We start from the raw sequence: 26,916 nt of genomic DNA on the forward strand, positions 1-26,916 counted from the left end.
AGAGAAAAACAACCAATTAAAACTAGAAATTTTTCTCCTCATACATTTCAATAATCAGTAGGCATCTCATCCATCATTTTCCTTCTTGCCGAATAGCCTATCAACTCGAACAGCTAACCAAAGAGATGCCGGAAAATTCGAGCTTCGTTGACTATCATGTCTACAATATGTCAGGTCAGTCAAGTAATTTCTTTCGCAGGAGTTCCCGTTCGATAAGTTTTTTTCTGTAGCTTCCACTTCAGCGATTTACCCACTATCCGGGGCAGATAAGACACCTTGTTGAAAAATAAGTTCCAAAAATAACCGTACTGAGGAAAATGCTTGACTAACAGAAAATCTGATAGGAAGTGATAGCGTGGTGGCTTTAGGGCCGGATCTTGACTGATAAACCGAACTTGGGCGGGTCGGGGCATCCAGTGACCTACAGTTATGCCAGATTCAAAACAGGTGGCTTGCACAAATAATCCCATCAGGCGGTCAAAACCAGAGCGTGGTATCCATGTGAGTATGCCCCCTAGAATCGTTGCCTGAGAAATTTCTACCAAAGATTTCTGCACAACATCATTGCGCCAAACCTTAGTGTTGAAATTTTCGATATGGGGAGCCCGGTCGTCTCGGCGTTCGATGAAGGGCCAGACGAGATAACGCTTATCAAAAGGAATATCAAGAGGAGCAATGGGCAACTGCTGCAATTGTCCGGCCTGTCTTTTTCCCTCCGATAAGTTAGAAACTGCTGGAATGGGCTCCCATGCCCGACGATATGCTTCAACGTTTTGCTCGTCAATTTTGTCGGTCATCAGCCGCAGCACTATGCTGTCTGGAAAGCGTTGAAAGTAGGCAGCAACAGTAGCAACGACCTCAGGGTGCAGATAATCATCGTCGTCCAGGGCAATAACATAGTCACCGTCCGCATTGAGCAGGCCGACAAAACGCTGAAACATTTCACCTTTGTAGGGACTCTGCAAGACCTTGATGCGGGGGTCAGCAAAAGATTGATATCTGGTTCCTGGCGGAAAGACCAGCACGAACTGCACCTCTCCTTGAATACAAAGTAACTGCTCCAGCCAGTATTCTGAAAAATTTCCACGGGTAGGGGTCACAACCGAAAGGATAGGCTTGGCAGTCATAGAACCATTTCTCCGCAAGGTGCCAATTCAGTCTGCCCAGAAACTCTCCGGGAAACAGAATGTTTTTCAAGCTTCACTCCGATTTCAAAGGAATGTTAAGAAAGAATTGATGATGGCAGAATTGCTACTTGAGAGAACTGTGGATGCAATGCTTCAATCGCTCCTCCAGCACAGGCCGATCGCCCTAATGCCCGAACTACTGAAGAAAATGCCATATCAGTTCCACCACCCAATCTAAAACGCCCCCCAATGTACAAACACCAGGGGTTGGAGCTAGTTTTCAGTTACTCGCGATCGCTACCCTCCCACTCACTTTTGAGAGATTCAGCAACGAATCGATTTTCATTCTAAAAGGGTTGCCACCCGGATTGCTAGGACTTGGGGGAGCGATCGCCCCCTCAATGTCTCATTAACTTGCTGCGCGCAAATCAGTTTTAGGTAGAGTCAGTTAGTGATGATCTGGGTTAGCATCAAGGGGGTTAGCGATCGCGACAAAACTGCCGAACGGCTCTGATTACCGTCAAGTCCGTTCCCGTCTTGCGCAGTTGAATCCACTGATCAAGCTGGGGCGCTGAGATTTCAGGAAAGGCGCGACTAAACCTTTGAGGTTGATATTCGTCAGCTTCAAGCACCAAAATAGTCAATTACTCTTGACGGCAAAGCCAGATCTCAGGCACTGCCATCGCTTGATAGATCGGCAACTTACTGTCAGAGCGATTGGCGATATCGACTTCTATCGCTAAATCGGGTGGCAAATCTTGCGGAACGGTCGTCTCAATCCCCTGTCCAGCTTGGGCGTTTTGCAGGTAAAAGCAACTGTCTGGTTCGATGCCCTTGTCCAAATCAGAGCGGTTCATCCGCATTGAGCCTAAATTGTTGAACTCTAAGCCGAGTTCTTCCGCCAATACCAGGATGATTGCGGCTAGCACTTGATTCAGGACTTCATGCAACTGTCCCGGCATTCTGATTTCGAGGACTCCACTGTCATAAGCTATGCGCGTCTGGCGACTTTCTCCCAGTTCGCTGAGCAACGCGACATAACTTTCCCAAGTGACACCTGTAATCCGCAAGGCACTACCGGGGGTGAGTTCGATCTGACTGAGCGGCGTCGCAAGTATCGCTGTCATGCTGACCAGAGAAAACGACTAATTCAAGTATGGTCTATGGCCTGAAATTTGAGCCGGAAATTGCAATTCGCAGCGACACCCTAAAAGTTTGTGAACAGAGATTGCCCCGACGCCCCCTTACATCACTTCGGTGCGATCGCCTATCCCATTTCTAGCGCTGTGATAGCTAGAGTGTTTGCAACCAGTTAGGACGATCGCCGAATTTCGGAACAAAAGGACGCCATTTGATAACCGTCGGCCCGTTTGACCAGACTGGTGCGCATCCGCAGGTTGGGGTTCATATACCACAGCCGCTCGTCTGACTGAAATTCCTCGTTACGAACGCTGAGGGTCAAGACTTCACCCTCCAAACAATATTTGCCCGCGATCGCGGGTTCGCGGTCAGTTTGGCTAAAAAACTGGCCTGAGCAGTCATCGTCAGACTTGAGCCCCACCATCAGGGTCGTGCGTGGCGGTGTGGCGGCACCACTGCCATAAAGGCTCGCTTGCCCTTCTTGCTGAATGGTGTACGCAAAAATCGCGGCATTCGCATCGGCGTTGCACTGCTGGCACAGAGCCGTTACCCGAGCATCACTGGTTTCAACGCGGGCGATCTTGAGCGTCGCCTGCCCAGTTTGGGAAGGTTGCCCGGGGGCAAAGTGGGTCGTGCGTTGTGAAAACCAGGTTCCTTCAACTGTTTCAAAAAAATTAACGATACTCATGCCAATGCTTTCAGGGGCGTCAAATGTCCTTGTGCCCTTTATTCTACGTTGAAGCGATCGCTCTCCCTCGGTAAAAAACGGCAAACTCCTGAGAACCCCTGAGATAGGGGGCTTCACTGAATGTTACGCTAGCCTCTACGCTTAAAAACTTTTCGTAAACACAGGTAAAGCTTCAATGACTGGTTTGAATCAGGAACCTTTATTACTTCGGGCGGCTCGCGGCGAATCGGTAGAACGCACCCCCGTTTGGATGATGCGACAGGCCGGGCGCTACATGAAGGTCTACCGTGATTTACGCGAAAAGCATCCGTCCTTTCGAGAGCGGTCCGAAAATCCTGAGTTAGCGATCGAAATTTCCCTCCAGCCGTGGAAAGCGTTTCGTCCCGATGGCGTCATTATGTTTTCCGACATTTTGACCCCGCTGACGGGAATGGGCATTCCTTTCGACATTGTGGAAAGCAAAGGCCCAATGATTGATCCGCCCATCCGCACCCAGGCACAGATCGACGCGGTTCACGAACTCGATCCCGATACGGCGACTCCCTACATCCGCACCATTTTGAGTACGTTGCGATCGGAAGTGGGCAACGAAGCAACGGTATTGGGCTTTGTCGGTTCTCCTTGGACCCTGGCCGCTTATGCCGTGGAAGGGCGCACCTCCAAGAATTACGCCAACATTAAGGGCATGGCCTTTTCAGAGCCCGCCATGCTGCACCAGCTACTCAGCAAGCTAGCAGACAACATTGGCATTTATGCTTGTCACCAAATTGAATGCGGTGCGCAGGTCGTTCAACTGTTTGACTCTTGGGCGGGTCAGCTCAGCCCCATGGACTACCGCACTTTTGCGTTGCCCTATCAGCAGCAGGTGGTGCGTCGGGTCAAAGCGAAGTATCCCAACACGCCCCTCATCCTCTATATCAGCGGCAGTGCGGGGGTGTTGGAGCTGATGGGCGAGTCGGGTGTCGATATCGTCAGCGTGGACTGGACCGTGGACATGGCGGAAGCGCGTCGTCGCCTCGGTCCTGGAATGGCGGTTCAGGGCAACGTTGACCCCGCCGCCCTGTTTGGCTCGAAGGACTTTATCCGCGATCGCATTCTCGACACCGTCCAAAAAGCCGGACGCCAAGGCCACATCCTCAACTTGGGCCACGGCATTCTACCCGGCACCCCCGAAGAGAACGCCGCCTTTTTCTTTGAGACAGGCAAGAACCTGGATCAACTGCTGGCGGTGCCTGCGTAAGCCGAATTTTTCAGTCGGGTGATACGCTGGGATCACCCCAAACTCGTCTCATCGCGATAGCGGACGCTGCGTTCCCACAATGGGGGCGCAGCGTTTGCGTATGATTGGGGCTTTGAGTGTGTTTTCCCAGCAGTACCGTGTCTGAACTAAACCCAGCTTTCGAGAGTCCGCAGCCGAAACGAATTTTCATCACCGGAGCCAGTGGCTGCATCGGCCATTATCTGGTCGAAACTTTGCTGAACGATACCCCCCACGAACTCTTTTTGCTGGTGCGCAATCCGGCGAAGCTGCTCTTTAACTGGCAGGACGAGCCGCGCCTCCATGTGATTCAGGATGACATCCGCAATATCGACGCCCATGCCGAATTGCTAAAGACCATCGACACGGCAATTTTGGCGGCAACGTCTTGGGGCGGCGCACCGGAAATTTACGATATCAACGTCACGGGCAATCATCGGTTAATGGAGCTGTTGGATGGCGATCGCTGCCAACAGGTGCTCTACTTCTCCACTGCCAGCATTTTGGACAGCAATAATTTGCCGCTCAAGGAAGCGGGCGAAATCGGCACTGATTACATTCGCAGCAAATATCAGTGCTACATGCAATTGCCGGAGCTGGCGATTTATCCCAAAATCACCACCGTGTTTCCGACTCTGGTGTTTGGCGGCGACAAAGACAAACCCTACTCCCACATTTCCGCTGGCATCACCGATGTCACGAAATGGATGGGGATCATTCGGTTTCTCAGAGCTGACGGCAGCTTTCACTTTGCCCACGGCAAAGATATTGCCCTCGTAGTGACCCATCTCGTCGATCATCCCCCCAGCCCCGAAGCGGCCCATCAGGTCATTATCGGCAATCCGGCCCTCACCATCGATCGCACCATTGAAGAAATTTGCGAGTACTTAGACAAACGCATCTATTTCCGCATTCCCCTATCCATGTGGCTGGCCGATCGCATCATCGACTGGTTCCACATTCGCATGGCCGACTGGGATCGTTTTTGTCTGCACTATCGCCATTTTGTTTACAATCAACCCGTCCATCCCGAAAAGCTCGGTTTGCAGCCCTATTGCCCCACCGTGGCGGATTTGATGCGGGTCAGTGGCGTGCAGCCGGGTTGAGTAATACGACCGTTCTCATTAGAATCAGAGGCAATCTGCGATCGCGCCAGCCTTCGTTGAGAACTACACCAGCGTGTTCATGGGCAATCCGACCTCACCGCCTGCGGCACCTCTCCTTGCCAAGGAGAGGTTTAGGGGAGTGACTGTTCTCTCCCAAAGGCTTAACAAAACCCCGATTCCTCTCCTTGAGAAGGAGAGGTTAGGAGAGGTTCATCGATCGCATATGGCTTTAGCATGCAACCTCCATCAGGGTTAATGCGCACTCAGTACTTAGTATTAAAAATCTCTCGCCCACCGAGTTTATGGCTATTATTTCTTCCAAGTCATCACCAGAGCCAAAACCACCGAAAAAGGGCGATGCCCCTTTGGAGACGACAGCCGCACCCAAGCAGTCAGCCCCAGAGTCGCTAGTGCGAGAGCCCAAGACTCCGCCCCAGAACGACGCAACTCCGGCGGCGGTGCCGGTAGAAGATGGGCTGCGACCGCAAAAGCTGGCGGATTACATCGGGCAAAAATCGCTGAAGGAAGTGCTGGACATCGCCATTCGGGCAGCGCAGTCGCGGAAGGAACCGCTGGACCACTTACTGCTCTATGGACCGCCAGGACTGGGCAAAACCACGATGGCGCTGATCTTGGCCCAAGAGATGCAGGTTGATTGCAAAATTACCACCGCGCCCGCCCTCGAACGCCCCCGCGACATTGCTGGCCTGCTGGTGAATCTGAAGCCAGGAGACATCCTGTTTATTGACGAAATTCACCGCTTACCGCGCGTCACCGAAGAGATTTTGTATCCGGCGATGGAAGACTCGCGGCTGGATATCACCATCGGCAAGGGCCAGAGCGCACGCACCCGGAGCATTCCCCTGCACCCATTCACGCTGGTGGGGGCGACGACTCGGGTGGGAGCGCTGACCTCGCCGCTCAGAGACCGCTTTGGCCTGATTCAACGGCTGCGATTTTACGAGGTAGACGAACTCACGAAAATTGTGCAACGCACGGCGCAGGTGCTGAGTACCCCCATTCAGCCGGATGGAGCGGAGGAGATTGCCCGGCGATCGCGCGGCACCCCCCGCATTGCGAACCGATTGCTCAAGCGGGTGCGCGACTATGTGGAAGTGAAGCAGTCGGGAGACATTGATGAGGCGATCGCGGCAGAAGCCCTGGAACTCTTCAATGTTGATCCCTGTGGTTTAGATTGGACTGATCGCCGCCTGCTCTCGGTCATGATTGAAAACTTTAACGGCGGCCCGGTCGGGCTCGACACCATGGCTGCGGCCACGGGAGAAGACGCTCAGACCATTGAAGAGGTCTACGAACCCTATCTGATGCAGCTTGGCTATTTGCAACGGACTCCTCGGGGCAGAGTGGTCACTCGCGCCGCCTGTCGCCATTTGGGATACGAAGACAGTGCTGTGCCCGATTTCCATGGTGAACAGCAGCTATCCATCATGTAGGGCCAAACCAATGGGAGCTAACGCTACCGGTAGCGTCAAAGGCTTCAGGTCGTTGCTCATAACTTTACAGAGAAAAACTAGACATTTGCGCGAAGTTCAGTACAATACAGCGTCATGGCGTCCAGTCAGCGAGTCTCCGGGAAATTCTGGTCGTCAGCCTGTTTTAGGACTTTACCCATGACCTCAGTTGTTACTCGGCCCACTAGCAGCAACTATGACCGACTGCCCGAAGAGGTACGCACAGCGTTGAGCGATCGCCTCCAACCCACGGGGTTAGCCACACCGAGCCAACCGCCATCGCCGCCTACAGCAGAGCACAAATTGCCCAAACAGGCGCGTCGCCCTGCCGCCTCAGGGACAACAGCTCAATCGTCGACCAAGACTCGGCAAACGGCCCCCAATCGGGATGTCGTCGTGGCTCTGCAAAACGTCTCTAAACAGTACGCCAAGGGCAAGCCCGCCCTCGTAGACGTCAACTTACAGATGCACAAGGGGGATTTCCTTTTTATCACGGGGCCATCTGGTGCCGGGAAATCGACTCTGCTGAAGCTACTGTATGGTCAAGAGCGTCCCACTTCTGGAGAAGTGATTGTTGAAGGCACCCCCATCAGCCAACTTCGGGGCAACCAACTCGCAAAAGTTCGTCGTCGCATTGGTGTGGTCTTTCAGGACTACAAGTTGATTCCTCGGCGCACCGTGGCCGAGAATGTGGCGTTTGTGCTGTGGGCGCAGGGCTATTCCCGCAAAGAAATTCACCGCCGCCTCTGGCCGACACTCAAAATGGTGGGCCTGCAAGACAAGTCAGAATCTTTTCCCCATGAGCTCTCTGGGGGCGAGCAGCAGCGCGTCAGCATTGCCCGTGCGGTGGTGGGCACGCCGCCACTCCTGTTGGCCGATGAGCCCACGGGCAACCTCGACCCCGACAATGCCCTTCAGGTCATCAAAATTCTCAAAAAGCTCAATTCCATCGGCATCACCGTCGTGGTGACCACCCACAATGAACAGTTGGTCAGGGTGTCGAACCATCCGGTAGTGCAAATCAAAGACTGCCATTTGCGGCATGTGCGCAAGTAAGCGCGATCGCGCCTCTTTGCCTGGTCAATCCCTCTGTGATGACATCATTGCTGCGTCATTGCCGATATCGCAGTCAATCGCTCATGACGCAGCTCAATCAAAGAAGATAAAGTCTCGCTGGTAAATGTGGATGCGGCCCGTGCCGACTCGCTGAAATTGGGGCTTTTCACCCGCTGGGGCAGCCGTCACTTCGTATAAATAAACGCCTTCCCAACGGGGATTGCGCACCAGTGTGAGGGCAAAGGTGAGCAGTTGCCCGGGTTCGGCGGGCTCGGCCAGTTGCACAGTGAGGGTTTGCGAATCGGCGTCATAGTCCGCCGTGGCAATGTCGTACGATGCACCGCGATCGCGCCGGGTGCCCGTAAACACCTCAATGTCCTGAGTGCGATAGTTCAACCGCGTAAACCGCCCCTCAATGAGCGACACGGTCAGGGTTTCGAGGGGTTCCTCAGCATCAGGCGGCAGGTTGACTGTGACGTAATAAGTTGGCCGACGGTCATAAGTATCGTTATCCAGCGTGACGAAGTCGGCCAAGCGCGGGGGACTCGTGAAGACCGTCGTGCCATCCCCCAGCTGCACGGCGGCGGTTGGCCCCAGTGGCAGCACGACTGTCGCTATGCAAGTGATACTCGCCAGGGCTAAAGCGAGTCGCGATCGCCCTCGTCTCCGTGGCTTTCCCAGTTTCATGATGACTTTCCTCAACGGACATTGCGGTACCGAAATGCTCCCTTCTCCAGCATAGAACTTAGCATTGGCTTTGCGTCTAGCGGCGGTGATAGAACGCGATCGCCATACACCTGTGGGGAAGCAGACTCTCTTAGCCGCTCCTGCCTCTATCGGTTGCCACGACCGGGAAACGTTGCTTTATTCTGCAAACTGCAGCACCAGTTTCGCCAACTTGTAGGCAGCTCCTGACTCTCCCCTCACCTGTTGCAAATCCTCGCGTATCTGCTGGAGCTGTTCAGGGTGGTCGAGATAGTTGAGCACGCGATCGCCCAAATCCTCTGCGGTCAATCGTCCCAGCAGTTCAGGCACCACCTCGCGGCCAGCCCAGATATTCGGCCAGGCAAAGAGCTTGCGGCGGCGCGATAGATAAGCCAACAGCAAGCGATTAATCAAAATATTGAACGGTTTGCCCACCAGTGGCAGCGCCACCAAGAGTCCCAAAATGCCGTCCCAGGCGTTCATCGCCTCCAACTGTTGTGTCGGCAGCAAGACGATCATGGGCACCGCGAGGGCTCCCAGTTCTGCCGTGTTGGCTCCCACAGTGGTGAGACAGAGCCGACATTGACTGGTCACCGCCTGAGCCGGAAACGTCTGCCACAAGAAGATCTGACACCCCTGAGCCGTTTTGAGGTAAGGCAATTCCCCAGCCTCAGACGGCATCACCAGGGTGAGTTGGGGCGCATTAAAGACCGAGTGAAAGGGATTTTGGGCGGGGTCAGCATAGGTCATCAGCGACGCTAAATCGACCGTTGGCGCGACCGGAATGACAAATCGTACGTCGGGGCGATGCTGGTGAACGTAGTCGGCAGTGGCGGTTAACAATGGCACCCCCTGAGTCAGTTTGGCCCGTTTTGAACCGGGCAAAATACCAATGAGGACGCTGTCATCCGTCAAGCCCAACTGTTGAGCGGCGGCGGCTTGTCCGGCGAGGGTGGTCTGACCGTCCGCCATCAAATCGCCCACGACGGTATACTTCTCGCGATACTTTTGGGGTGCCTGTTCCACTAGGCGCGGGTTCATCACGCCAAAGGCATCAACCCAGCGCGGCCAGTTGGTAAACCATTCGGCGTAAATGACGGTTTTATACCCCAGATGTCGCCCGATGATCACGGGGTAAACCTGGTCGCCACCGAGAAAGAGTACAACGCCACGATCGCGCCAATCCCAACCCTCCGCAGTTTTACCCCGCAGCAAAAACGGCCAGAAATGCTGCGCCGACTGCACGCGATCGACTTCGGGATATTGTTGGGCAATGTCAGCTTCCCGGCCAGTGGCATTAGGACAAGGCGACAGTACCACCGAAATCCGTAAATCTTCGCGGGAGGGCACCTGAGTCCGTAGCGCAGTCACCACGGGCTTGACCCAAGTCGTAATCTCACCGGGACCATTGGCCAATATCACCACATCCATTGCCATGACTCACCGGCTCCTAAAATTGACAATATCCGGTCTGAGCGCAGCGACTCCGCATTCACCATTAGGACATGCTGCCTGAGTTAAACCACCCATCCCCCCGGCTCCCGTGCCATGCAGACAAGCACCCATTATTCTCAGAAAAATTTGAAGCGGGAACGATGGTTCGCCACTGATTCCACAATGCCAACCGCTAGGAAATTCGTGATGAGGGCCGATCGCCCATAACTCATCCACGGTAGCGGAATGCCCGTCACCGGGGCGAGCCCAATGGTCATGCCAATGTTGACCACCACCTGAAAAATCAACATCGAGAAGACCCCGATCGCCAGCAGTGAACCGAAATTATCCTTGGCATTTTGGGCAATGAGGACGAGCCGCAAACAGATAAACCAGTAGGCTGTGAGCACTGCGATCGCCCCCACAAAGCCCCATTCTTCGCCTACTGCCGAAAAGATAAAGTCGGTGTGCTGCTCTGGAATGAAATTCAACTGAGTCTGAGTGCCCTGGTGCAAGCCGCGCCCCCATAGCTGTCCAGCCCCAATCGCAATGCGCGACTGAATCAAGTGATAGCCACCGCCTAGCGGGTCTTTATCGGGGTCCAGGAAAAGAATGAGGCGATCTTTTTGATAATCCTTGAGCAGCCCCCAAAAGACTTCGCCGAGCTTGCCCGAAATGAGATTGATCGCAGTCGCGGTTACCGTACTGAACAGCCGCCATGGCAGAGTGAACCAGGCAATCAGCCCCATGCCAACGGACCATACCAACCAAATCGGAATCGAAAAGTGAAAGATGATTGCCGCCACTAAAGGAGAAATCATCAATACGAGCCAGCCGGGATTCACGTTGGCCCAATAGAGCATCCCCAAGGTAATGGCCCCAAATACCAGCGAGGTGCCCAAATCCGGCTGCAAAAAGACCAGCGCCCAGGGCACAGCCGCGATCGCCAACACCTGGATCAGGTTCAGCAACGTGATGGAGCGCAATCCCTGTAAATTGGCCGCGAGGGTGATGATTAACCCCACCTTGGCAAACTCTGAGGGCTGGACGTTAAAGCCAAAAATTGTAATCCAGCGCTGCGCTCCCAGTCCTGACGTACCGATAAAAATGACCGCCAGCAGCGACGCATTCACCAGGGCATAAATTACCCAGCGCCACTGCAGGTAGACTTCATAGCGCACTCGGGCCAACGCCAAGGCTAAGCCGACCCCAATCACCCCCAGAAAAATGTGATTCCAGCCGTAGGGAGTCGCCTCTTGACTGTACTGCGTGCTCGCAATTACCACGCTGGCAAAGATTGTCAGGCCAGTTGTCACCAGCAACAACGACCAGTCAAAGTGCTGCCAACCCCGCCACCAACGTTGCCAGCTAGAGCTAATCCGAGAAGAACTAGTCATACCTCATCCTGCCGAGAACTGTCGGCTGCTGCCATATGGGCGCTCAATCCTGAAAGCAGAGAGTTGAGCGTTAACTACAGTAACACTCAGGAATGCTTGTCGGAGTAAATCGGCCGCCACCGTCGCTGCTAGTGGAACCTAGAATTTGGAACCGACGGAGTTGCCTCACCCCCAGGCCCGACATGCTTCTCAGCCCTTCCCTGGCTGATGTTTGAACGCTTGGGGCTTGGGGCTGAGAGCATGGATTTTGCGGTGAGGATGGAGTCCTGACCGCGCATTCAGAACTTTGTGCCCTGTTTAGCGGCGGGTAAAGCGCGATCGCACCCGATTCACTAGCAGCGTCGCTTCGGGGATGCGCAGGACCAGAGTACCCAGACCAAAGACAGTGAGGCCGATCGCGCTGGCGATCGCTAACTGCACTAAGCGGTTCACAAATCCTTCAATACCGAATATCTGCTCCAGGCCTAACCGGGTACCGTAAGTCACGAGTCCAGCCACACCGCTGAGCAGGGTGAGCACGAAAATCGAGCGGCCCCAGTCGAGCCAGGGCAGGCCGTTGAGTTTGCGATGCAGGATGACCACCATCGCGATCGTGGAGGTAATGTTGACCCCGACTGTCGCCAACACCAGCCCCGGTGCGCCGAACCAGCGAATGAAGAAATAGTCGAGCACTACGTTGAGACCGATATTTACGAGGCTGATCCGAAACGGCGTTTGCGCATCGCCCAGGGCGTAATAAACCCGCACCAACACATCCCGCGCCAGATAAACAAACATGCCCAGACCGTAGGCCACCAGGACAGCGGTGACGATTTCGGCGGCAGCCAAGTCAAACGCCCCCCGTTCGTAAATGACCTGCACAATAGGCAGCGCCAGGGTCATGATCAGCACCCCTAACGGCAACATGGTCAACGCGACCATCATCAAGCTCTGGCGAATGCGATCTTTGAGTTCGGGCCAGTCTTCGGGGGAGGCCAACCGCGCAAAAATCGGCAAAAACGGCACCAAAATCACGTTGGAAATGATGCCCAGGGGGGTCTGCACCAACAGCGTGGCATACCCCAAGGCCGCTGCCGTACCAGGAATGTAGGAAGCAAAAAACAGATCGGTGAACACATTGATCTGCATCATGCCAGAGGCAAAGGTGGCCGGGGCCAGAATTTTGAAGACATCTCGCACCCCCGGTTCACGCCAGTTGAACCGCAGCCGCAGTCGTCCCAACCCAGAGCGCCACAAAGCGGGAATTTGCACCAGCCACTGCATCACGGCCCCGAGCAAGGTAGAACCCGCCAGCACCATGCCGCCCAACATAAAGTAGCTTGGCTGGGTCATATCACTGCCGATCGCCGCATATAGCAGCCCCAACCCGACAATTACCGCCACGCTCGAAAACATCGGACTCACGGACGGCAACCAATATTGATCGTCTGCATTTAACGTGCCAAAGCCGATGCCGATCAACCCGGCAAACACAGCCATGGGAGCCATGATTTGCAACTGACGAATGGCGATCGCCCGCGCAGTCGGATCCGTATCGCTTAACCCCTGGGCGACAAAGTCGATGATTGGGGCCGCAAACACCACCATGGCAATGGCGACCAGCAACAAAATTGCTGTAACCAGCGTGCTGATAGTTTCGACCAGCGGGCCAATTTCTTCGCGATCGCGCTTAGCGACCACACTCACAATGGCGCTGTGAAAGGGGCCGTTGATGCCCCCCAGCAGCACGAACAAAAAGCCTGGGATAACATAGGCAAAGTTATAAGCATCAGCCACTGGCCCGACGGCAAAAGCAGCCGCGATCGCCTGCTGCCGCACCAGCCCAAAGACTTTGCTAATCAGGGTCGCCGCCGCCACAATCGTGGCAATATTGGCCAGAGAACGAGCAGGTTTCGCGTCAGACACAGGGCGATTCACCGATTCCGCAACAACAGTGCGCAGCTAGCTTATCACCTTATTGGAAAGCAGCAGACAGGCGACAGCAGACACTAACTGCTTGCTCTAGGCACCCGGTCCCTGCCTGGTCAACCGATATCTCAAGGTCATAACCCAGGGACCGGGTGCCTCTCCTGAGGAAATGTCCCCTTTTCAGCATTCGGTGTATCCATAGACCATGACTCTGCCCGTCACGCCTAATTCAACGCCCCTTCTACCAGCTCATCCAACAGAAACTGCCGCATAAACATAATGTTGGTATAGAACTGGTAGTCGATGTTTTGCTTCTTCGCAAAGCCGTGCCCTTCATCCGTGGCCACCAGGTACCAAACCGGCACCTCCTGGCCGGCGAGAATGTCGAAGAGTTGCTCGGCTTCACTGACTGGCACTCGGGGATCATTGGCCCCATGGACGATCAACATGGGCTGTTGAATATTGTCAGCGTTGGTCAGCGGTGAGATGTCTGTCAAAAATTGGCGCATTTCCGGATCGCGCTCATCGCCGTATTCCACCCGCCGCAGGTCGCGACGGTAGTCCTCCGTGTTTTCTAAAAAAGTGACGAAGTTGGAGATGCCCACCACATTAATGGACGCGCGAATGCGATCAGGGTAGTTGGTCGCCACGGCCAGAGACATGTACCCGCCATAGCTGGCACCGCTCACCAGAATGCGATCGCTATCCAACCCGGGTTCTGCTGCAATCCAATCCAGCAGCGCCCCGATATCCTTCACCGAGTCCTCTCGCAAATAGCCATTGTCGAGCTTAGTAAAGGTTTTGCCATAGCCCGTCGAGCCCCGCACATTGGGAAACACCATGGCAATGCCGAGTTCATTGATGTAGTAATTCAACCGCCCCAGATAAGTGGGCCGAAACTGCCCCTCTGGCCCCCCGTGGATATACATCGCCACGGGGCGCGGACCCGGGAATTTGTCTGCCGGGGGGCGATAGAGAAAGCCCGTAATCTCGCGCCCGTCAAAGCTCTCCCAAGCAATCAGCTCGGGCTCCACAAAAGTATCCAGATTCAAGCCCGCCGTCTCGCTCTGCGTCCACCGTTCGAGCGCCCCGGTAGATACATTGAGCGAGTACACATCAGCAGTCGATTGGGCGGAATAGAGGGTGAACCCCAACTCTGCGCCGTTGTGGCGCCATTCCAGCCCCCGCAGTCGCCCGGCAGGAATGGTGTCAAACGTTTGTCTGGCACCCGTAGCAGCATCAATGACGTATAAAACGCTGGCCCCATTTTCATTCATGATGACGGCAATCTGAGAACCATCTGGCGACAAATCCACTGCCTCCACATCCCAAGGAATGTCATCCGTCAGGTGAGTCAACTCCAACGTTGCCAGATCGATATAGCCGAGGTGCAAAAATTCCGAATCGCGATCGCTCACCGTATACAAGCGCTGACCATCGGGACTAAAAATGCCATCTAGATAAGCCACTGACTCTTCGTTCACTGGCGGCGTCAGCAGCGTACGCTCTCCCGTTTCGGCATCAAAGAGCCAGAGATTAGCTTGGTTAATTGAGATATATTCAATCACCACAATCTGGCGGTCATCCGGCGACCAATCCGTGGGGAACCAGCCCCCCCCTGGCACTTCGGCCAGCAAGCGATCGCGCTCAGGCTCGCGGGGATTCATGACGTAAAGATCGCCATCAGCCCCATTACGCCGGGTTGAGGTGTAAACAATGCGATCGCCCGCTGTAGACCACACACCGCCACTGTTACGAGACGTGCCATCCGTCAACAGCATCACCGCTCCCGTGGCCACGTCGTAGCGAAAAGTTTGATTGGCCTCACTGCCACCAATGTCTTTACTGAATAAGAAGTAATCTCCGACCGTCGGCTGGTAGCTCACCCCCGACACCCCCTCCTCAAAAAAGGTGAGTTGGTAGCGTGCCCCCAGCGGTTCACTCACTCGATGGGTTTGAGACGTGTCACCAAACCGGGTCGAAATCAGCATCTCGCGCCGGGTGGGGTGCCAGCTTTGCAACGACGCCGTACGGTACTGAGTGTAGCGATCGGCTTGCTCGACCACACTCATCGGGATGGGCGGGATACCTTCAATCACCAGGTTTTCGCCGGGTGGCAACACGGCGTCAGCCGCCGACGTCACCGCCAGCTGAGGCCACAACACCGACGACAACGCCACGCAAACGGCCAGCAAAACAAACTTAGGTTTCACCATCACTCCCCACCTCACCGGATAACTGCATACCGAACGCCCCGCCGATTACTCTACCGAGAAAATCATTCGGATCGCCATCCCTCAACGGCTAACAGGGACTACTAATGACAGCAAGATGACACCGCTCACTATAGATAGAGGAAATTTAGATAGAGGAAATTCCCCATCAGCAAAACGAGATCGCTGACCCAGAACATGGCATCCCCACAGCCCCCTGGCCGTTCAATTGGTTCGCCATGCCCCATCTGACCAATAGCGCCCCCAACAGGACTACCTGAGCGCCAAATTCACCAGTCTTTAATAAATGACTAGTGAAGCTTAATAAACAACTCATGGAGAAACTTAGAAGGAACCTAAAGTTTTTGATCGCGTCATCAACTTTGTCCTTTTGAGTGGTACTTAATTCAGGTTTATAGAGAGGATATACAGGCGATCGTCACCCTCGCATTTATCTGAACTTAATCACCAATTAGAAAGAAATTCACATTTCTGTTGAGCTTCTGCGAAGCAGATTCAGTCTCCTTTTTTGACATCCGTAATCTTACTGAAGATGCCATGGTTACTGATTAAATCACAGGTGAAAACACCTGAAAATATTAGAACTGAGTCATTTAGGCACTTATTCGGGCACCCTAAGTATGCCAAAAGCATAGACTCATTTCTCTTTGCTGTAACTTAACCAAAAGTTTTGAATCTCATAAAGTCAACCTTGATCTCCGGACATTCCATGTAAATCAAGGCATATGTAGAAGTATGAGCTAGCTAATAAGGCTGCACGTACACGTTTGTTGTCAAGCGTTGAGTCGCCTCGATGACTAGTCATCCTTCTGGAATCTCTTGCCCTCAGACCAGCCAACAGTCAATATCTCAAGGAAATTCTGCAAACATGCGCATCCTGATTTATTCCTACAACTATCATCCTGAGCCCATTGGTATTGCGCCGCTGATGACGGAATTGGCTGAAGGCTTAGTAAAACGTGGGCATGAAGTTAGAGTGATCACCGCAATGCCGAATTATCCGGAGCGGAAAATTTATCCCGCTTATCGAGGCAAATGGTTTGCGACAGAGGAGAAAAACGGCGTCACTATTCAACGATGCTATGTCTGGATTCGGCCGAATCCAGGGCTCTCTACACGATTGCTGTTGGAAGGTAGCTTTGTGGGGCTCAGTCTCATCAAAGCGTTACAGGGCTGGCGACCTGATGTAATTTTGAACACCAGTCCGTCTTTGCCAGTAGCGGTACCGGTAGCTCTGCTCAAACTGATCTATCGATGTCCGACCGTCCTCAATTTGCAAGACATTTTGCCCGAAGCGGCAGTTCAGACGGGGCTAATTAGTAATCCGTTGGCAATTCGGGCCTTTGAAATTTTAGAAAAGTTTGCCTATCGCTCTGCCACTCAAATCAGCGTGATTGCCGAAGGCTTTCGGCAAAACCTGCTGGGCAAAGGCGTCCGCGACAGCAAGATGAAAATTATTTCCAACTGGGTGGATGTGAACTTCATCCGGCCCATGCCTAAATATGAGAATGCCTTCCGTCAGGCCAACGGCTTAGAGAATAAGTTTGTTGTGCTTTACTCGGGTAACATTGCGCGAACCCAAGGCATTCAAACCGTGATTCGAGCGGCCGCCCGACTACAGCATATTGAGGACCTGGTCTTTGTAATTGTTGGCGAAGAAAGCCAGCTTTCTGATTTGGATGAACTGCGACAAGAGTTGGGTGTGCAAAACGTTCTGCTTCGACCGTTTGCTCCCCGAGCTGAGTTGCCGGAAATGCTGGCAGCGGCTGATGTGGGGCTGATTATGCAAAAGCGGAATGTGGTGGGCTTCAATATGCCATCGAAAACTCAGGTGCTGCTGGCGAGTGGGCGGCCCATTCTGGCCGCAGTGCCCGATCATGGCACGGCAGCACAAGCGATTCGCGCAAGTGGCGGTGGCCTAGTCGTCGAGCCAGAAAATCCCAGTAAGCTGGCAAAGGCCATTCAGCACCTCTACGAAAACCCTGAAGTTGCTGAAAAGCTAGGCCGCCAGGGACGGCACCATGCTCTGAGCGAATATTCCTTCGAACAGGCACTCAATCGATATGAGACGCTCTTTAAGCAATTGGTTGAAGGCAAGCGCTCTCAGACCCCTTACGGTAAGATGACTCCTCAAATGGCCTCAGCAGAAGCGGTTTCGAGCAATCAGCTACCGCCTCGGGTGTAATTCAACGACCAGTTTGACTGGCGCCTGTGCACGCATTGCCCCCAGATGAGCAAATCCTTAATCTGGGGGTTTTGAGTGCGATCGCAGGCGGGTACACAATCAAACCTAAATTTTAGAGTTTGTCGCTTGGCGTCGAGGTGCTAGTCCGTCAGGTTCGCAGGGCACCGTAGGGGGCCTCAATTTGCAGGTTGACCAAGCACTCAGCTGATGAGCCTGGGTCCAGCAAGTGAAATGCGCTGAAATTCAAGCGGTCGAACATGGCGGGGGCGATGCCGACGCTGATACTAGCTCGGGGCTGTCTAACAGATGCTGCAGTCGTATCAGTCAAGGCAATTGCAGAGCACAGGAAAGCCAATCGCGATCGCTGCTCTGATGGCCGCTAAACCAGTAGGATAAAGGTTGGAGACCGAACGTTATCTAAACTTCAAAATCACCATGGCATTGATCACTACTGGCAAGCGCTTTATCAAAGACCTCGAATCTGCTGGTGCTTTAGCTGTGAGGGCTCCCCTAGAAGGGGGCTTTGAAGGGCGATATCAGCGCCGTTTGCGAGCTGCGGGCTACGAGTGTGTAAATTTAACGGTCAAGGGATTGGGTGATCTGTCGGCCTACCTGACCGATATCCATGGTGTGCGCCCGGCTCACTTAGGCAAGAAAACGATTGGCCAATCAGCGGCAGTGGGGTATCGCTATTACATCCCCCCCATTATCAGCTACCGCATGGAAGGAATGTCGCCCAAGGCGAAAGGCATGGTGCTCTGGCTGATTGAAGGAAACATTTTGTCCCAGCAAGAAATTGCTTACCTGACTGAGCTGCCCAAAACGATGCCCAATGTCAAAGTGGTGCTGGAAATGGGGGGCGATCGCGTCTTTAGCTGGCAACCTTTAGAAAAAGAACTCGCGGCCTAGTCTATGGCTTGAGTAGAGGGCTTGCTCCTTAGGAATCAGGATTTTATAAAATCCAAGTTTTGTCGGGCAGGCATCTTGCCATAGGCGTCAAGTTAACAAATAGGTTCAAAAGTCAATCCGTTTGGGACTGTCCTTGCTAATCTGAATTGCTACCGTTGAGTTGAGCGCCATGAGCAAACCTCACAAACGCCGAGGCAATCCTGACTTTCGGCGGTTTGTAACGCCACCGGCCCCCTCGAGCGAGGCGCTGGAACAGCGGTTGATTGCCTGGTTGACGCCGGGTACCTTTGCCAACCTCAAGACCGTCAACGATAACGGTCGTCAGCTTCGAGATCGAACGCTCACGCTGTCGGTCATGGCGGCGCTGGTGGTGAGTCTGGTGTATCGCCAAGTGCGCTATTTGTCAGACATCGTGCGCCTACTGGAGCAAGCGGGATTGCTGTGGGTGCCGGCGCAATCGGTCACGAAACAAGCGGTCTCTGAGCGTTTCAGGACTCTGCCGGCGGCGTTATTTATGGAGATGTTTGAGCACGTTGTCAGCCGCATTCGCGCCAGTCCCCAGCCCGGCGGCGGCGGGGCTTATCAAAGCGTGTCAGAGCGCTTCAGTGCCATTTGGATTGCCGATGGTTCGACGATGTCGCGCCTACAGCGTCGGCTCGCTCAGCCGCAACCCCTCAAGTCGAACCCGTTGGCCGGCAAAATCATGATGGTGGTGGAAGCGCTGAGCCATCGGCCGGTGAAGGTTTGGCACGATGACCATCCGCAACGCTCCGATATGAGCTGGAGCGATGAGTTCACCGCACTCTTGCCCGTGGGTGGACTCTTGATTGTCGATATGGGCTTTTTCGCCTTTCCTTGGTTTGATGCGATGACGACGGCGAAGAAGTGCTTTTTAACGCGTCTCAAACAGAAGGTGAACTACCAGGTCGTGCGGGGGCTCTCGCAGGGACCCTGCTACCGGGATGAGCTCATTGAGATGGGATTGGGCCGTCATCCCTGTGAGCATCCAGTCCGACTCGTTTCAGTGCTATGGGGCCAGACTTGGTATCGATACCTCACCAATGTCCTGGACCCAGACGTGCTGTCCGCGCAGCAGGTTTGTGACCTCTATCGGCGGCGCTGGCGGATTGAAGAAGCATTTTTGCTCACCAAACGGTTGTTAGGCTTAGCTTACTTGTGGGTCGGTGGCAGTAATGGCGTCAAAATTCAAATCTATGCCACCTGGACGTTTTATGCGGTGCTCAATGACCTCTGCGCGGAAGTGGCGATTGCCTTAAAACAGCCGATAGAGATGATTTCGGTAGAAATGGTGTTTCGTAGCCTTTATCACTATGCCCAGGCAAAGCAAAGAGAGGATGAAACCGAATTGATTCCGTTCTTGGTCAAGTTTCACCAATCGTTTGGGCTCATTAAAACTAAACGAAGGCGACAACTGAAACAGCAAACACAATCTGTTGACATTTGGACTGAGACCCTAACTTGACGCCTATGGCATCTTGCCTGCTCTTGAACAGCCGAGACGGCTGTTCACACTTAATTTAATTCCAATTCCTTAGCAAATCAGTTACGCAGAGAATGGCTTTTAGCCACATGCGGACACTGGTCTGATTAGGGAGGGGGACTCCTTAGCATCTAGCTCTGGCTACGTAAATCTAGTGCCGATAAATGAACGGCTAAGCAGGCTTTCCAACAGTTCCGGTTCTCGCACTCTCGGGCATAAGGGGTGGTCGTTAGCATGCCGTCGTTGCGCGGTGGATGGAACTGCAACTTTGATACTCAAGCCCGTTATTTATCTGCTGCTTTAATCATGCTGAACGGCAGCTTTTTTGCGTCTCTTTTGCTGATACATCAGATCGTCGGCATACTGGATAAGGGTTTCCAGTGATGCTTGCTGGTGCTTCAGGCATTCGACAAAAGCGAAACTCATCGCAATTGAATATGGGCGCGTCTGCGTTTGATTAAATGCGTCGATATGGGTTTGTAAGCGTGACTGAAGTTCTGCACTTTCGCGATCGCAAGCAGGAATCAACACCACAAATTCATCCCCACCGAGACGTGCCAAAATGTCAGTTTGCCGAAAGGTATCTCGCAAAATCTGGGCGGTATCTTGAATCATCTGGTCGCCCGCTGCATGGCCGAGGGTGTCGTTAATCGTTTTTAAGCCATCCAAATCGGCAAACAGCAGATAGCCGTGACTAGTGGCTCTTTGGGCCAATTTAAGTTGTTGCGTCGCTAAAAGATGAAAACCACGGCGATTGAGCAGGCTCGTCAGTTCATCCGTAATCGCCAGACGTTGCACCTCTGCTTCCGCTTTTTGGCGTTCTTGAATTTCTTGTTTAAGTTGTTCATTTTTGGCCGCAAGTTGCTGGCGTTGCAAATCTATCGCTTGTTGTTGTTGCTGAATGAGGAGCTGATTTTTGACCCGCATGAGGATCTCTTGCTCTTGAAAGGGTTTGGTAATGTAATCACTGCCGCCGGTTTCAAAAGCGAGCACTTTGTCCTGAATCTGGTCGAGCGCACTGATGAAAATGATCGGGATATGGGCGGTTTTAGGATTGCCCTTGAGAGCGCGACAAACCTCGTAGCCGCTCATTTCCGGCATGTTGATGTCGAGCAAAATCAGGTCAGGGGGCTGCCGCAAAACGCCTTGCAAAGCCATTTTGCCGTTCAGGGCTTTGCGCACAATGTAGCCCTGGGTTTCTAAAATTCTGGCGATCAGCCGGAGGTTATCTGCCGTGTCGTCAACAATCAGCAGGGTGATTTCGCTGGGCGGTTTTAGCAGGGTAGTCATGGCTGCTCCTTCAGAGAGGAGTCAGTCAGTCGGGAAAGCGCCTCAAGCTGAAAGTTATCGACCAGTTGAGTGAGTTGGCCGGCAATGGTGGGCGCGGTGGGCGCGATTTCTTGGATCAACCGATAGAGCGTGGCATCGTCTAAGTCGAGTGCCGCTTCGTAGACGGCCTCGCGCCAAACGCCAGGAAAATCGGCTAAGTCTTGGGGGCGCAGGGGCGACGGCAAGGATGGCGAGTCCGTAGGAGCAGTTTCCTGATATTGATACCGCAGATCGAGCGTCTGGGCAATTTTTGCCAAGAGGATGTTAGGGTCAAACGGTTTGGCGAGATAGTCAGTGCAACCCGCGGCGAGGCACTGGTCACGATCGCTCTCAAAGGCATAGGCAGTGAGGGCAATGATCGGCGTCGGCGATCGCTGCTGTCGGGCTTCGGCTTGGCGAATTTGGCGCGTAGCGGCTAAACCATTCAGATGCGGCATTTGCACATCCATCAAAATTAGATCGGGATGCCAGGTCTGCCACTGCTGCACCGCCGCCTGGCCATGCTCAACCACACAGACGATAAAGCCAAGGTCGGTGAGCAATCGCTGTAACAAGTGACGATTAGCAAAGGTATCTTCGGCAATCAGCAGCCGATAAGAGGGTTGATCTGGTGCGATCGCGACAATTTTGGGAGCCTGGGACTGAGGAGGCAGCATGAGCGTCGTCGAGGGATGCACCATAACATGACAGGTAAAGGTCGAGCCGGTGTTGCTGCTGCGTAGAGTAATGTCGCCGCCCAACAACCGGGCAAACTGACGGCTAATAGAGAGACCCAGGCCGGTGCCTTGGGAGTCGCGACCCTGCTGAGTTTGGCGAAACGCCTCAAAAATTGCTTGTTGGTCGGCAGGGGCAATGCCGCAGCCTGTATCAGTCACCGCTAAGGCCAGGGCTAGGGGCACGGGGCCAGGGGGCTGAGCCAGATCAGGCTCTAAAGCCCCGGTAACACGAAGCCGAATCTGTCCCTGATCCGTAAATTTCACCGCGTTGCTAAGTAGGTTAATAAGAATCTGCCGCAGTTTTGCCTGGTCGGTGCAAATGTATTGAGGAACATCGATGGGTACATCCAGCGTGAGTTGGATACCTTTTTCTGCCGCTTTGAGGGCAAACATTTGGTGCAGAGACTGCAACAAATCAGTCAGCGAGAAGCAGCTATGGTTGAGTTCCAGTTGACCCGCCTCAATCTTCGACATTTCCAACACGTCGTTGATTAGGGTGAGTAGGTGCTCACCACTCTGACCAATGATGTCTAAAGAATCGCGGAGTTCATGGGAGACCGAGTCATCTCGCAGCATGAGTTGGGTAAAGCCCAGAATGGCATTCAGCGGCGTGCGGAGTTCGTGGCTCATTTTGGCGAGAAACTGACTTTTGGCCTGGTTGGCGATCGCGGCCCGCTCGGCCTCAGCGGCAAGAGCTGCTTGCGAAAATTCCAGCACCGCGAGCAGTAGCGTGTTGCGCATCTCTTGGGCAGCAGCGAGTTCAGCCGCTTGCCAGGGGAGGGCTTGTCCCCTGACCGTCTCTTGCCAGCGTTGAAAAGAGTGACGCGGGCATAGACTCAGTTGCTCCAGGTCGGGATCGAGTTGCAGAGCGGATTGGGGGTTACCTGCCCAATTGATGGTTTGCAGCACTTCGGGGCGAAACCACAGCAGATGATAAGACCGCTGCGGATGATTGCCCAGGCAAATGGAAGCAGCTAGCAAGCCGCTGGCCTGGGCTTGATAAGCTTGGGCGGGCGCATAGTGTTGAGCGAGTTGATGAGTGGCAAACACCGGTTCGGTCGTTTGCTCGACTAACCAGTCCACTAGCGATCGCACAGCGGCAGCGGGGGGGGGTGTGGCCCAGCAGCGTCAGATGATCGTCAATGAGGATGGCCGCGCCCTCGGCGTTGACCAGGGTCAACAGGTGGTCACGATGGCGAGTTAAGACCGCCTCGATAAAGTTAGGGGTCGTCGCAAACGCCCGCTGCAGTTCGGCTTGAATGGCTCTGACCTGTTGTTGATAGTGGTGTCGACCGCGCGACTGCTGATGCATCAGCTCAATGGAAGCCAATTGACCGATTAATTCACAGGTATGGCGCATTTCATAGTCAACGGTTTTGGGCTGGTAATGGTGACAGGCAATCAAGCCCCACAACCGCTGTTCGGTGATCAGGGAAAGGGTCATGGTGGCGGCGACGCCCATGTTTTGCAAGTATTCGATGTGATAAGGCGAGACACCGCGCAGCACCGAATCGCTCAAATCAATCGCGTGGTCAGCATCGGGGGGCAGCAAGGGCACCGGGGCCGCTTGTACATCGGGGATGAGCCGCACCCAATTACGCAGAAAAAGCTGTCGCGACGCGGGCGGAATATCGAAGGCGGGATAATGCAGTCCCAGATAGCTTTCTCGGTCGGGGCGCTTGGTTTCGGCGATGACGACACCGTGATCATCGGGTTGAAACTGATAGACCATGACGCGATCAAAGTCGGTCAAATGGGCGATGGTCTGGGTCAACCGTTGGGCTAAATCGTGCAGGTCGGTGCTTTGCCGCAGTTCTAACAGGGTGGCTTGCAAACGGTGGTACAAGCTCACACCGTTGAACGATGAACGTGGATGGAGGGGCTCTAGTTCTAACAGCACGCCGTCAGCGATCGCCTGTAGCTGGCAGCGAAAGCTCTGACGGGGCGGAGTTGGGGTCATCTGGTGGTGGGCTTTGAGCCGTAGCTCAAACGGGGTGCCCAAGCCAGCGTAGACCTGGTTGAGATGGTGCAAGACACGTTGATATTGGCTGGCCGACAAAATTTGCTGAAGGGGCTGGCCTATTAACTCGGCCTCGGAAAGATGAAGCCAGGCGGGGGCGTTGGCGCTCAGGTGTCGAATGGTGAGGCCGGGCGCTTGCAGTACCAGTAGCAAGCCATGGGGTTGAATATAGCCGGGGGCGATGAGCGAGGCGGCACTGCATTGCTCGTTGAGTCGCTGCTCGTAAGCGGCCAGCCAGGCAATGGTGGAAGAGAGAGAAGGCATAATCGGCGAAGTCTACCTTTGACTAAGAATTAGACAAAACTTGGAACATTTGGACAATGCGCTCGAACTGGTAGTGATCGGCGAGGTGGTTGAGCCGCTGGGCCAGCCCCGCCAGGTTAGTCGGCAACTGCCTGACCAGGGTGTGGATGGCGAGGTCGGTGCCACAGATAGCGGCGTCATCCAGGTCTTGCAGCCAGGTCGCGGGCAAATGGCGCAAATCTTCCGGCGCTAGGGCAGTGGGCTTGTACTCATCGGCACATGGGGGCTGAGCGATCGCGGCTGGATTCGGAAGATTCGGAAGATTAGGTTGGGCAAAGACATATTCCAGGCCCAATTGTTCTGCCATTTTGAGAAAAAGGGTGGCCTCTTGAAAGGGCTTGATGATGTAGTCGTCACAACCAGCAGCAAGGCTAAGGGCGCGATCGCGGTTGGAGACTTGCGCGGTAACGGCAATAATCACCGTTCGAGCAGCGGGATCTTCTAAGCGGCGAATCTGGCGAGTGGCGTCGTAACCATCAAATCCGGGCATGCGAATGTCCATCAAGATCAGGTCAGGCTGCCAAGCCAGCCACTTGTCGATGGCATCGTGACCGTTGTAGGCCGATTTTACCCATAACCCTACTTGCTCTAGCAGCTTGACTAAGAGTTGACGATTTTCGGGCTGATCATCAACTACGAGGATGCGGCGTTGCTGATTTCAGGAATGACTGCTTCAGAGGCGATCGCGCCGGGCTGCTTTGTTTAGTAAGCCGCAATCGTCCAGCGCTCTAGAACCCAAGTTTGAAAAATTATTGATTAGTAATGAAGCGGGTAAAACCAGCAAACTATCCAATCAATTCTTATTAATTGGTCTGGCCCGACCAAAAAATTGGTAAGTCGCAGGGGTGAGACGATTCAAGTTTCATTTCTGGATGCCCAAACTTGCGGTGGCGGCGATCGCGCTAAGAGACGTGTTGGAAGGCTGGCGATTAGAACCTATTGGTGGCTGGGACTCGGCGATCGCGCTGGGTTCTGTGGAGTTCTGCAACGGTTTGGGGCTGGCATGTCCGAGATCATTCAGCTTGTTGCGATGATAAGGGCGATATGTGGGAACTGGGATGAAATCATGACGGCGCTCATTCTCTTTACCGATTTGGATGGCACCTTGCTCAATGGCGAAAGTTACGCCTATGACGCGGCGTTGCCCGTCTTGCAAACGTTGCAGCAGCGAGGCATTCCGGTAATTCCGGTGACGAGCAAAACGCGGGCGGAGGTGGAAACGCTGATTCTACAAATCGGGCTGACGGGGCCGTTCGTCACCGAAAATGGCAGCGCGATTTACATTCCCCGCGACACCTGTCCGTTTGCGCTGCCGGAGGGTGAAGACGACGGGCCGTATCGGGTGGTGGCATTGGGGGTGATTTACGTGATGGCGCGGGCGGGACTGAAGGCGATCGCGCAAGAACTGGGCCGACCGCTCAAGGGCTTTGGGGATCTCTCGGTGGAGCAGGTACAGCAGCTCACCGGGTTGTCAGCGGATGACGCCCACCAGGCCAAAATGCGCGAGTTTACCGAGCCGTTTCTGACGCCGAAAAATACGCCGCCGGAAAAACTCACTGCTGCCGTCGAGTCGATGGGCTTCAAGGTGGTGGTGGGCGATCGCTTTTCGCACTTGATTGGGGGCGCAGCCGGTAAAGGCGTTGCTGTCCATCAACTGGTGGAGCTGTACAAGCCCACCTTTCCAGCCGGGGAAGACATCGTCACCGTGGGTCTGGGCAACAGCCCCAACGATATTGACATGTTGGAGAACGTGGATCGCGCGATCGTATTGCCGGGAACGGATGGACCACATCCACAACTCAGCGATCGCGGCTGGGCGATCGCCCCCCAACCCGCTCCTGAAGGCTGGGCTATGGCGGTCAATCAAGTGCTGGCGGAGTTTCCTGACTAGACTGCACGAGTCCGGCAAAACAGGCGTAGATGATAGCCGCCGTAGTGGTCGTCACTCATGCCCAGATCGGTCATGCCCAGGCGGCGCATGACGTTGAGCGAGCGATCGTTGTCGGGCAGGGTCACGGCGTAAATGGCTGGCAGGTCGAGAGTGGTGAAACCGAGCTGTAGAATGGCGCGGGCAGCTTCGGTAGCGTAGCCATGGCCCCAACTCGCGGGGCGCAAGTGCCAGCCAATTTCGACTTTGCCGCTGGGTTGGTTATCGCGATCGGGCAGGGGCATCAGCAATATTGTGCCGATCGCCGTGTCGCTGTCTTGCTGCACAATGGCCCAACATCCCAAGCCTGGAAAGGCGGCGGCGCGATCGCGATACCGCTGCAATCGCGCCTGCACCGCCTCGACGGTGGTATCGAGAGATTTGTCGCCAATCCACTGAGTGACTTGAGGATCGCCGTAAATGGCGATCGCGTCCGGCGCATCCGACTCGGGTTGCCAGTCACGAATCAACAAGCGAGAGGTTTCTAATTGCATGGCGATA

Annotated in this window: 22 protein-coding genes and 1 pseudogene; 9 read left to right on the top strand and 14 right to left on the bottom strand. The window is 54.3% G+C overall.

The window, feature by feature from the left end:
- Positions 1-179: 179 nt before the first annotated feature.
- From DYY88_RS01100 to DYY88_RS01110, 4 genes are all read right to left on the bottom strand, one after another.
- Positions 180-1,127, bottom strand: a complete 948-nt coding sequence (locus DYY88_RS01100) for a glycosyltransferase family A protein (protein WP_044150283.1) — start codon at positions 1,125-1,127, stop codon at positions 180-182.
- A 479-nt stretch (positions 1,128-1,606) separates the two neighbouring features.
- A complete protein-coding gene (locus DYY88_RS24400; protein ID WP_201278884.1) occupies positions 1,607-1,762 on the bottom strand; it encodes a hypothetical protein in 156 nt (51 codons plus the stop codon).
- 9 nt (positions 1,763-1,771) lie between these two features.
- Positions 1,772-2,254: a Uma2 family endonuclease gene (locus tag DYY88_RS01105; protein WP_201278883.1), complete on the bottom strand. Its 483-nt coding sequence runs from the start codon at positions 2,252-2,254 to the stop codon at positions 1,772-1,774.
- Between the two features lie 185 nt (positions 2,255-2,439).
- The gene (locus tag DYY88_RS01110; RefSeq protein WP_052288136.1) at positions 2,440-2,955 is read right to left on the bottom strand and encodes a phycobiliprotein lyase; all 516 of its coding nucleotides are present in this window, start codon (positions 2,953-2,955) and stop codon (positions 2,440-2,442) included.
- Between the two features lie 175 nt (positions 2,956-3,130).
- On the opposite strand from DYY88_RS01110, the gene hemE reads away from it, so the two are divergent.
- The 4 genes from hemE (at position 3,131) to ftsE (ending at position 7,847) form a co-directional block, all read left to right on the top strand.
- Complete coding sequence (hemE, locus tag DYY88_RS01115; RefSeq protein WP_039724682.1) at positions 3,131-4,195, top strand: uroporphyrinogen decarboxylase; 1,065 nt, start codon at positions 3,131-3,133, stop codon at positions 4,193-4,195.
- A gap of 137 nt (positions 4,196-4,332) precedes the next feature.
- The gene (locus DYY88_RS01120; protein WP_044150287.1) at positions 4,333-5,319 is read left to right on the top strand and encodes an NAD-dependent epimerase/dehydratase family protein; all 987 of its coding nucleotides are present in this window, start codon (positions 4,333-4,335) and stop codon (positions 5,317-5,319) included.
- A gap of 302 nt (positions 5,320-5,621) precedes the next feature.
- Complete coding sequence (gene ruvB, locus DYY88_RS01125; protein WP_039724681.1) at positions 5,622-6,773, top strand: Holliday junction branch migration DNA helicase RuvB; 1,152 nt, start codon at positions 5,622-5,624, stop codon at positions 6,771-6,773.
- A gap of 177 nt (positions 6,774-6,950) precedes the next feature.
- Positions 6,951-7,847, top strand: coding sequence for a cell division ATP-binding protein FtsE (ftsE, locus tag DYY88_RS01130; protein WP_084606896.1), 897 nt, complete (start codon positions 6,951-6,953; stop codon positions 7,845-7,847).
- A gap of 93 nt (positions 7,848-7,940) precedes the next feature.
- Here ftsE and DYY88_RS01135 read toward each other — a convergent pair whose 3' ends face one another.
- The 5 genes from DYY88_RS01135 to DYY88_RS01155 all read right to left on the bottom strand — a co-directional run bounded on the left by DYY88_RS01135 (position 7,941) and on the right by DYY88_RS01155 (position 15,507).
- A complete protein-coding gene (locus DYY88_RS01135; RefSeq protein ID WP_063776143.1) occupies positions 7,941-8,534 on the bottom strand; it encodes a DUF2808 domain-containing protein in 594 nt (197 codons plus the stop codon).
- Positions 8,535-8,711: 177 nt separating this feature from the next.
- Positions 8,712-9,989, bottom strand: a complete 1,278-nt coding sequence (locus DYY88_RS01140; protein ID WP_039724680.1) for a glycosyltransferase family protein — start codon at positions 9,987-9,989, stop codon at positions 8,712-8,714.
- 134 nt (positions 9,990-10,123) lie between these two features.
- Complete coding sequence (gene rodA / locus DYY88_RS01145) at positions 10,124-11,383, bottom strand: rod shape-determining protein RodA (protein WP_039724679.1); 1,260 nt, start codon at positions 11,381-11,383, stop codon at positions 10,124-10,126.
- A 297-nt stretch (positions 11,384-11,680) separates the two neighbouring features.
- A complete protein-coding gene (murJ, locus tag DYY88_RS01150; protein WP_039724677.1) occupies positions 11,681-13,288 on the bottom strand; it encodes a murein biosynthesis integral membrane protein MurJ in 1,608 nt (535 codons plus the stop codon).
- Positions 13,289-13,515: 227 nt separating this feature from the next.
- Entirely contained in the window at positions 13,516-15,507 is a 1,992-nt protein-coding gene (locus tag DYY88_RS01155) for a prolyl oligopeptidase family serine peptidase (protein WP_130199288.1), read from the bottom strand.
- A gap of 886 nt (positions 15,508-16,393) precedes the next feature.
- On the opposite strand from DYY88_RS01155, the gene DYY88_RS01160 reads away from it, so the two are divergent.
- The 3 genes from DYY88_RS01160 (at position 16,394) to DYY88_RS01170 (ending at position 20,102) form a co-directional block, all read left to right on the top strand.
- Entirely contained in the window at positions 16,394-17,710 is a 1,317-nt protein-coding gene (locus DYY88_RS01160; protein ID WP_044150289.1) for a glycosyltransferase family 4 protein, read from the top strand.
- Positions 17,711-18,145: 435 nt separating this feature from the next.
- The gene (ndhN, locus tag DYY88_RS01165) at positions 18,146-18,619 is read left to right on the top strand and encodes an NAD(P)H-quinone oxidoreductase subunit N (RefSeq protein WP_039724676.1); all 474 of its coding nucleotides are present in this window, start codon (positions 18,146-18,148) and stop codon (positions 18,617-18,619) included.
- A gap of 169 nt (positions 18,620-18,788) precedes the next feature.
- On the top strand, positions 18,789-20,102 hold the full coding sequence (locus DYY88_RS01170; RefSeq protein ID WP_039724675.1) for an IS4 family transposase: 1,314 nt from the start codon (positions 18,789-18,791) through the stop codon (positions 20,100-20,102).
- Positions 20,103-20,420: 318 nt separating this feature from the next.
- Here DYY88_RS01170 and DYY88_RS01175 read toward each other — a convergent pair whose 3' ends face one another.
- The 4 genes and pseudogenes from DYY88_RS01175 to DYY88_RS01185 all read right to left on the bottom strand — a co-directional run bounded on the left by DYY88_RS01175 (position 20,421) and on the right by DYY88_RS01185 (position 25,131).
- On the bottom strand, positions 20,421-21,410 hold the full coding sequence (locus DYY88_RS01175) for a GGDEF domain-containing response regulator (RefSeq protein WP_039724674.1): 990 nt from the start codon (positions 21,408-21,410) through the stop codon (positions 20,421-20,423).
- Positions 21,407-23,260 carry a response regulator gene (locus tag DYY88_RS24600; RefSeq protein ID WP_242517559.1) on the bottom strand — a complete coding sequence of 618 codons (1,854 nt, stop codon included), beginning with the start codon at positions 23,258-23,260 and terminating at the stop codon, positions 21,407-21,409. The genes DYY88_RS01175 and DYY88_RS24600 overlap by 4 nt, the downstream gene beginning before the upstream one ends.
- 241 nt (positions 23,261-23,501) lie before the next feature.
- A pseudogene (locus tag DYY88_RS24420) lies at positions 23,502-24,449 on the bottom strand (GAF domain-containing protein); the annotation flags it as partial.
- Between the two features lie 22 nt (positions 24,450-24,471).
- Positions 24,472-25,131, bottom strand: a complete 660-nt coding sequence (locus tag DYY88_RS01185) for a response regulator (protein WP_084606895.1) — start codon at positions 25,129-25,131, stop codon at positions 24,472-24,474.
- A 229-nt stretch (positions 25,132-25,360) separates the two neighbouring features.
- Between DYY88_RS01185 and DYY88_RS23910 the strand changes: the two genes are divergently transcribed.
- Both DYY88_RS23910 and DYY88_RS01190 read left to right on the top strand, forming a co-directional pair.
- On the top strand, positions 25,361-25,522 hold the full coding sequence (locus tag DYY88_RS23910; protein ID WP_160299472.1) for a hypothetical protein: 162 nt from the start codon (positions 25,361-25,363) through the stop codon (positions 25,520-25,522).
- A gap of 32 nt (positions 25,523-25,554) precedes the next feature.
- Positions 25,555-26,379, top strand: coding sequence for an HAD-IIB family hydrolase (locus tag DYY88_RS01190; RefSeq protein WP_039724671.1), 825 nt, complete (start codon positions 25,555-25,557; stop codon positions 26,377-26,379).
- Here DYY88_RS01190 and DYY88_RS01195 read toward each other — a convergent pair.
- The gene (locus tag DYY88_RS01195; RefSeq protein WP_052288134.1) at positions 26,376-26,909 is read right to left on the bottom strand and encodes a GNAT family N-acetyltransferase; all 534 of its coding nucleotides are present in this window, start codon (positions 26,907-26,909) and stop codon (positions 26,376-26,378) included. The two genes, DYY88_RS01190 and DYY88_RS01195, sit on opposite strands and share 4 nt — an antisense overlap.
- Positions 26,910-26,916 lie beyond the last annotated feature (7 nt).

Source organism: Leptolyngbya iicbica LK, from assembly GCF_004212215.1.
GTDB classification, from domain to species: Bacteria; Cyanobacteriota; Cyanobacteriia; order Phormidesmidales; family Phormidesmidaceae; genus Halomicronema; species Halomicronema iicbica.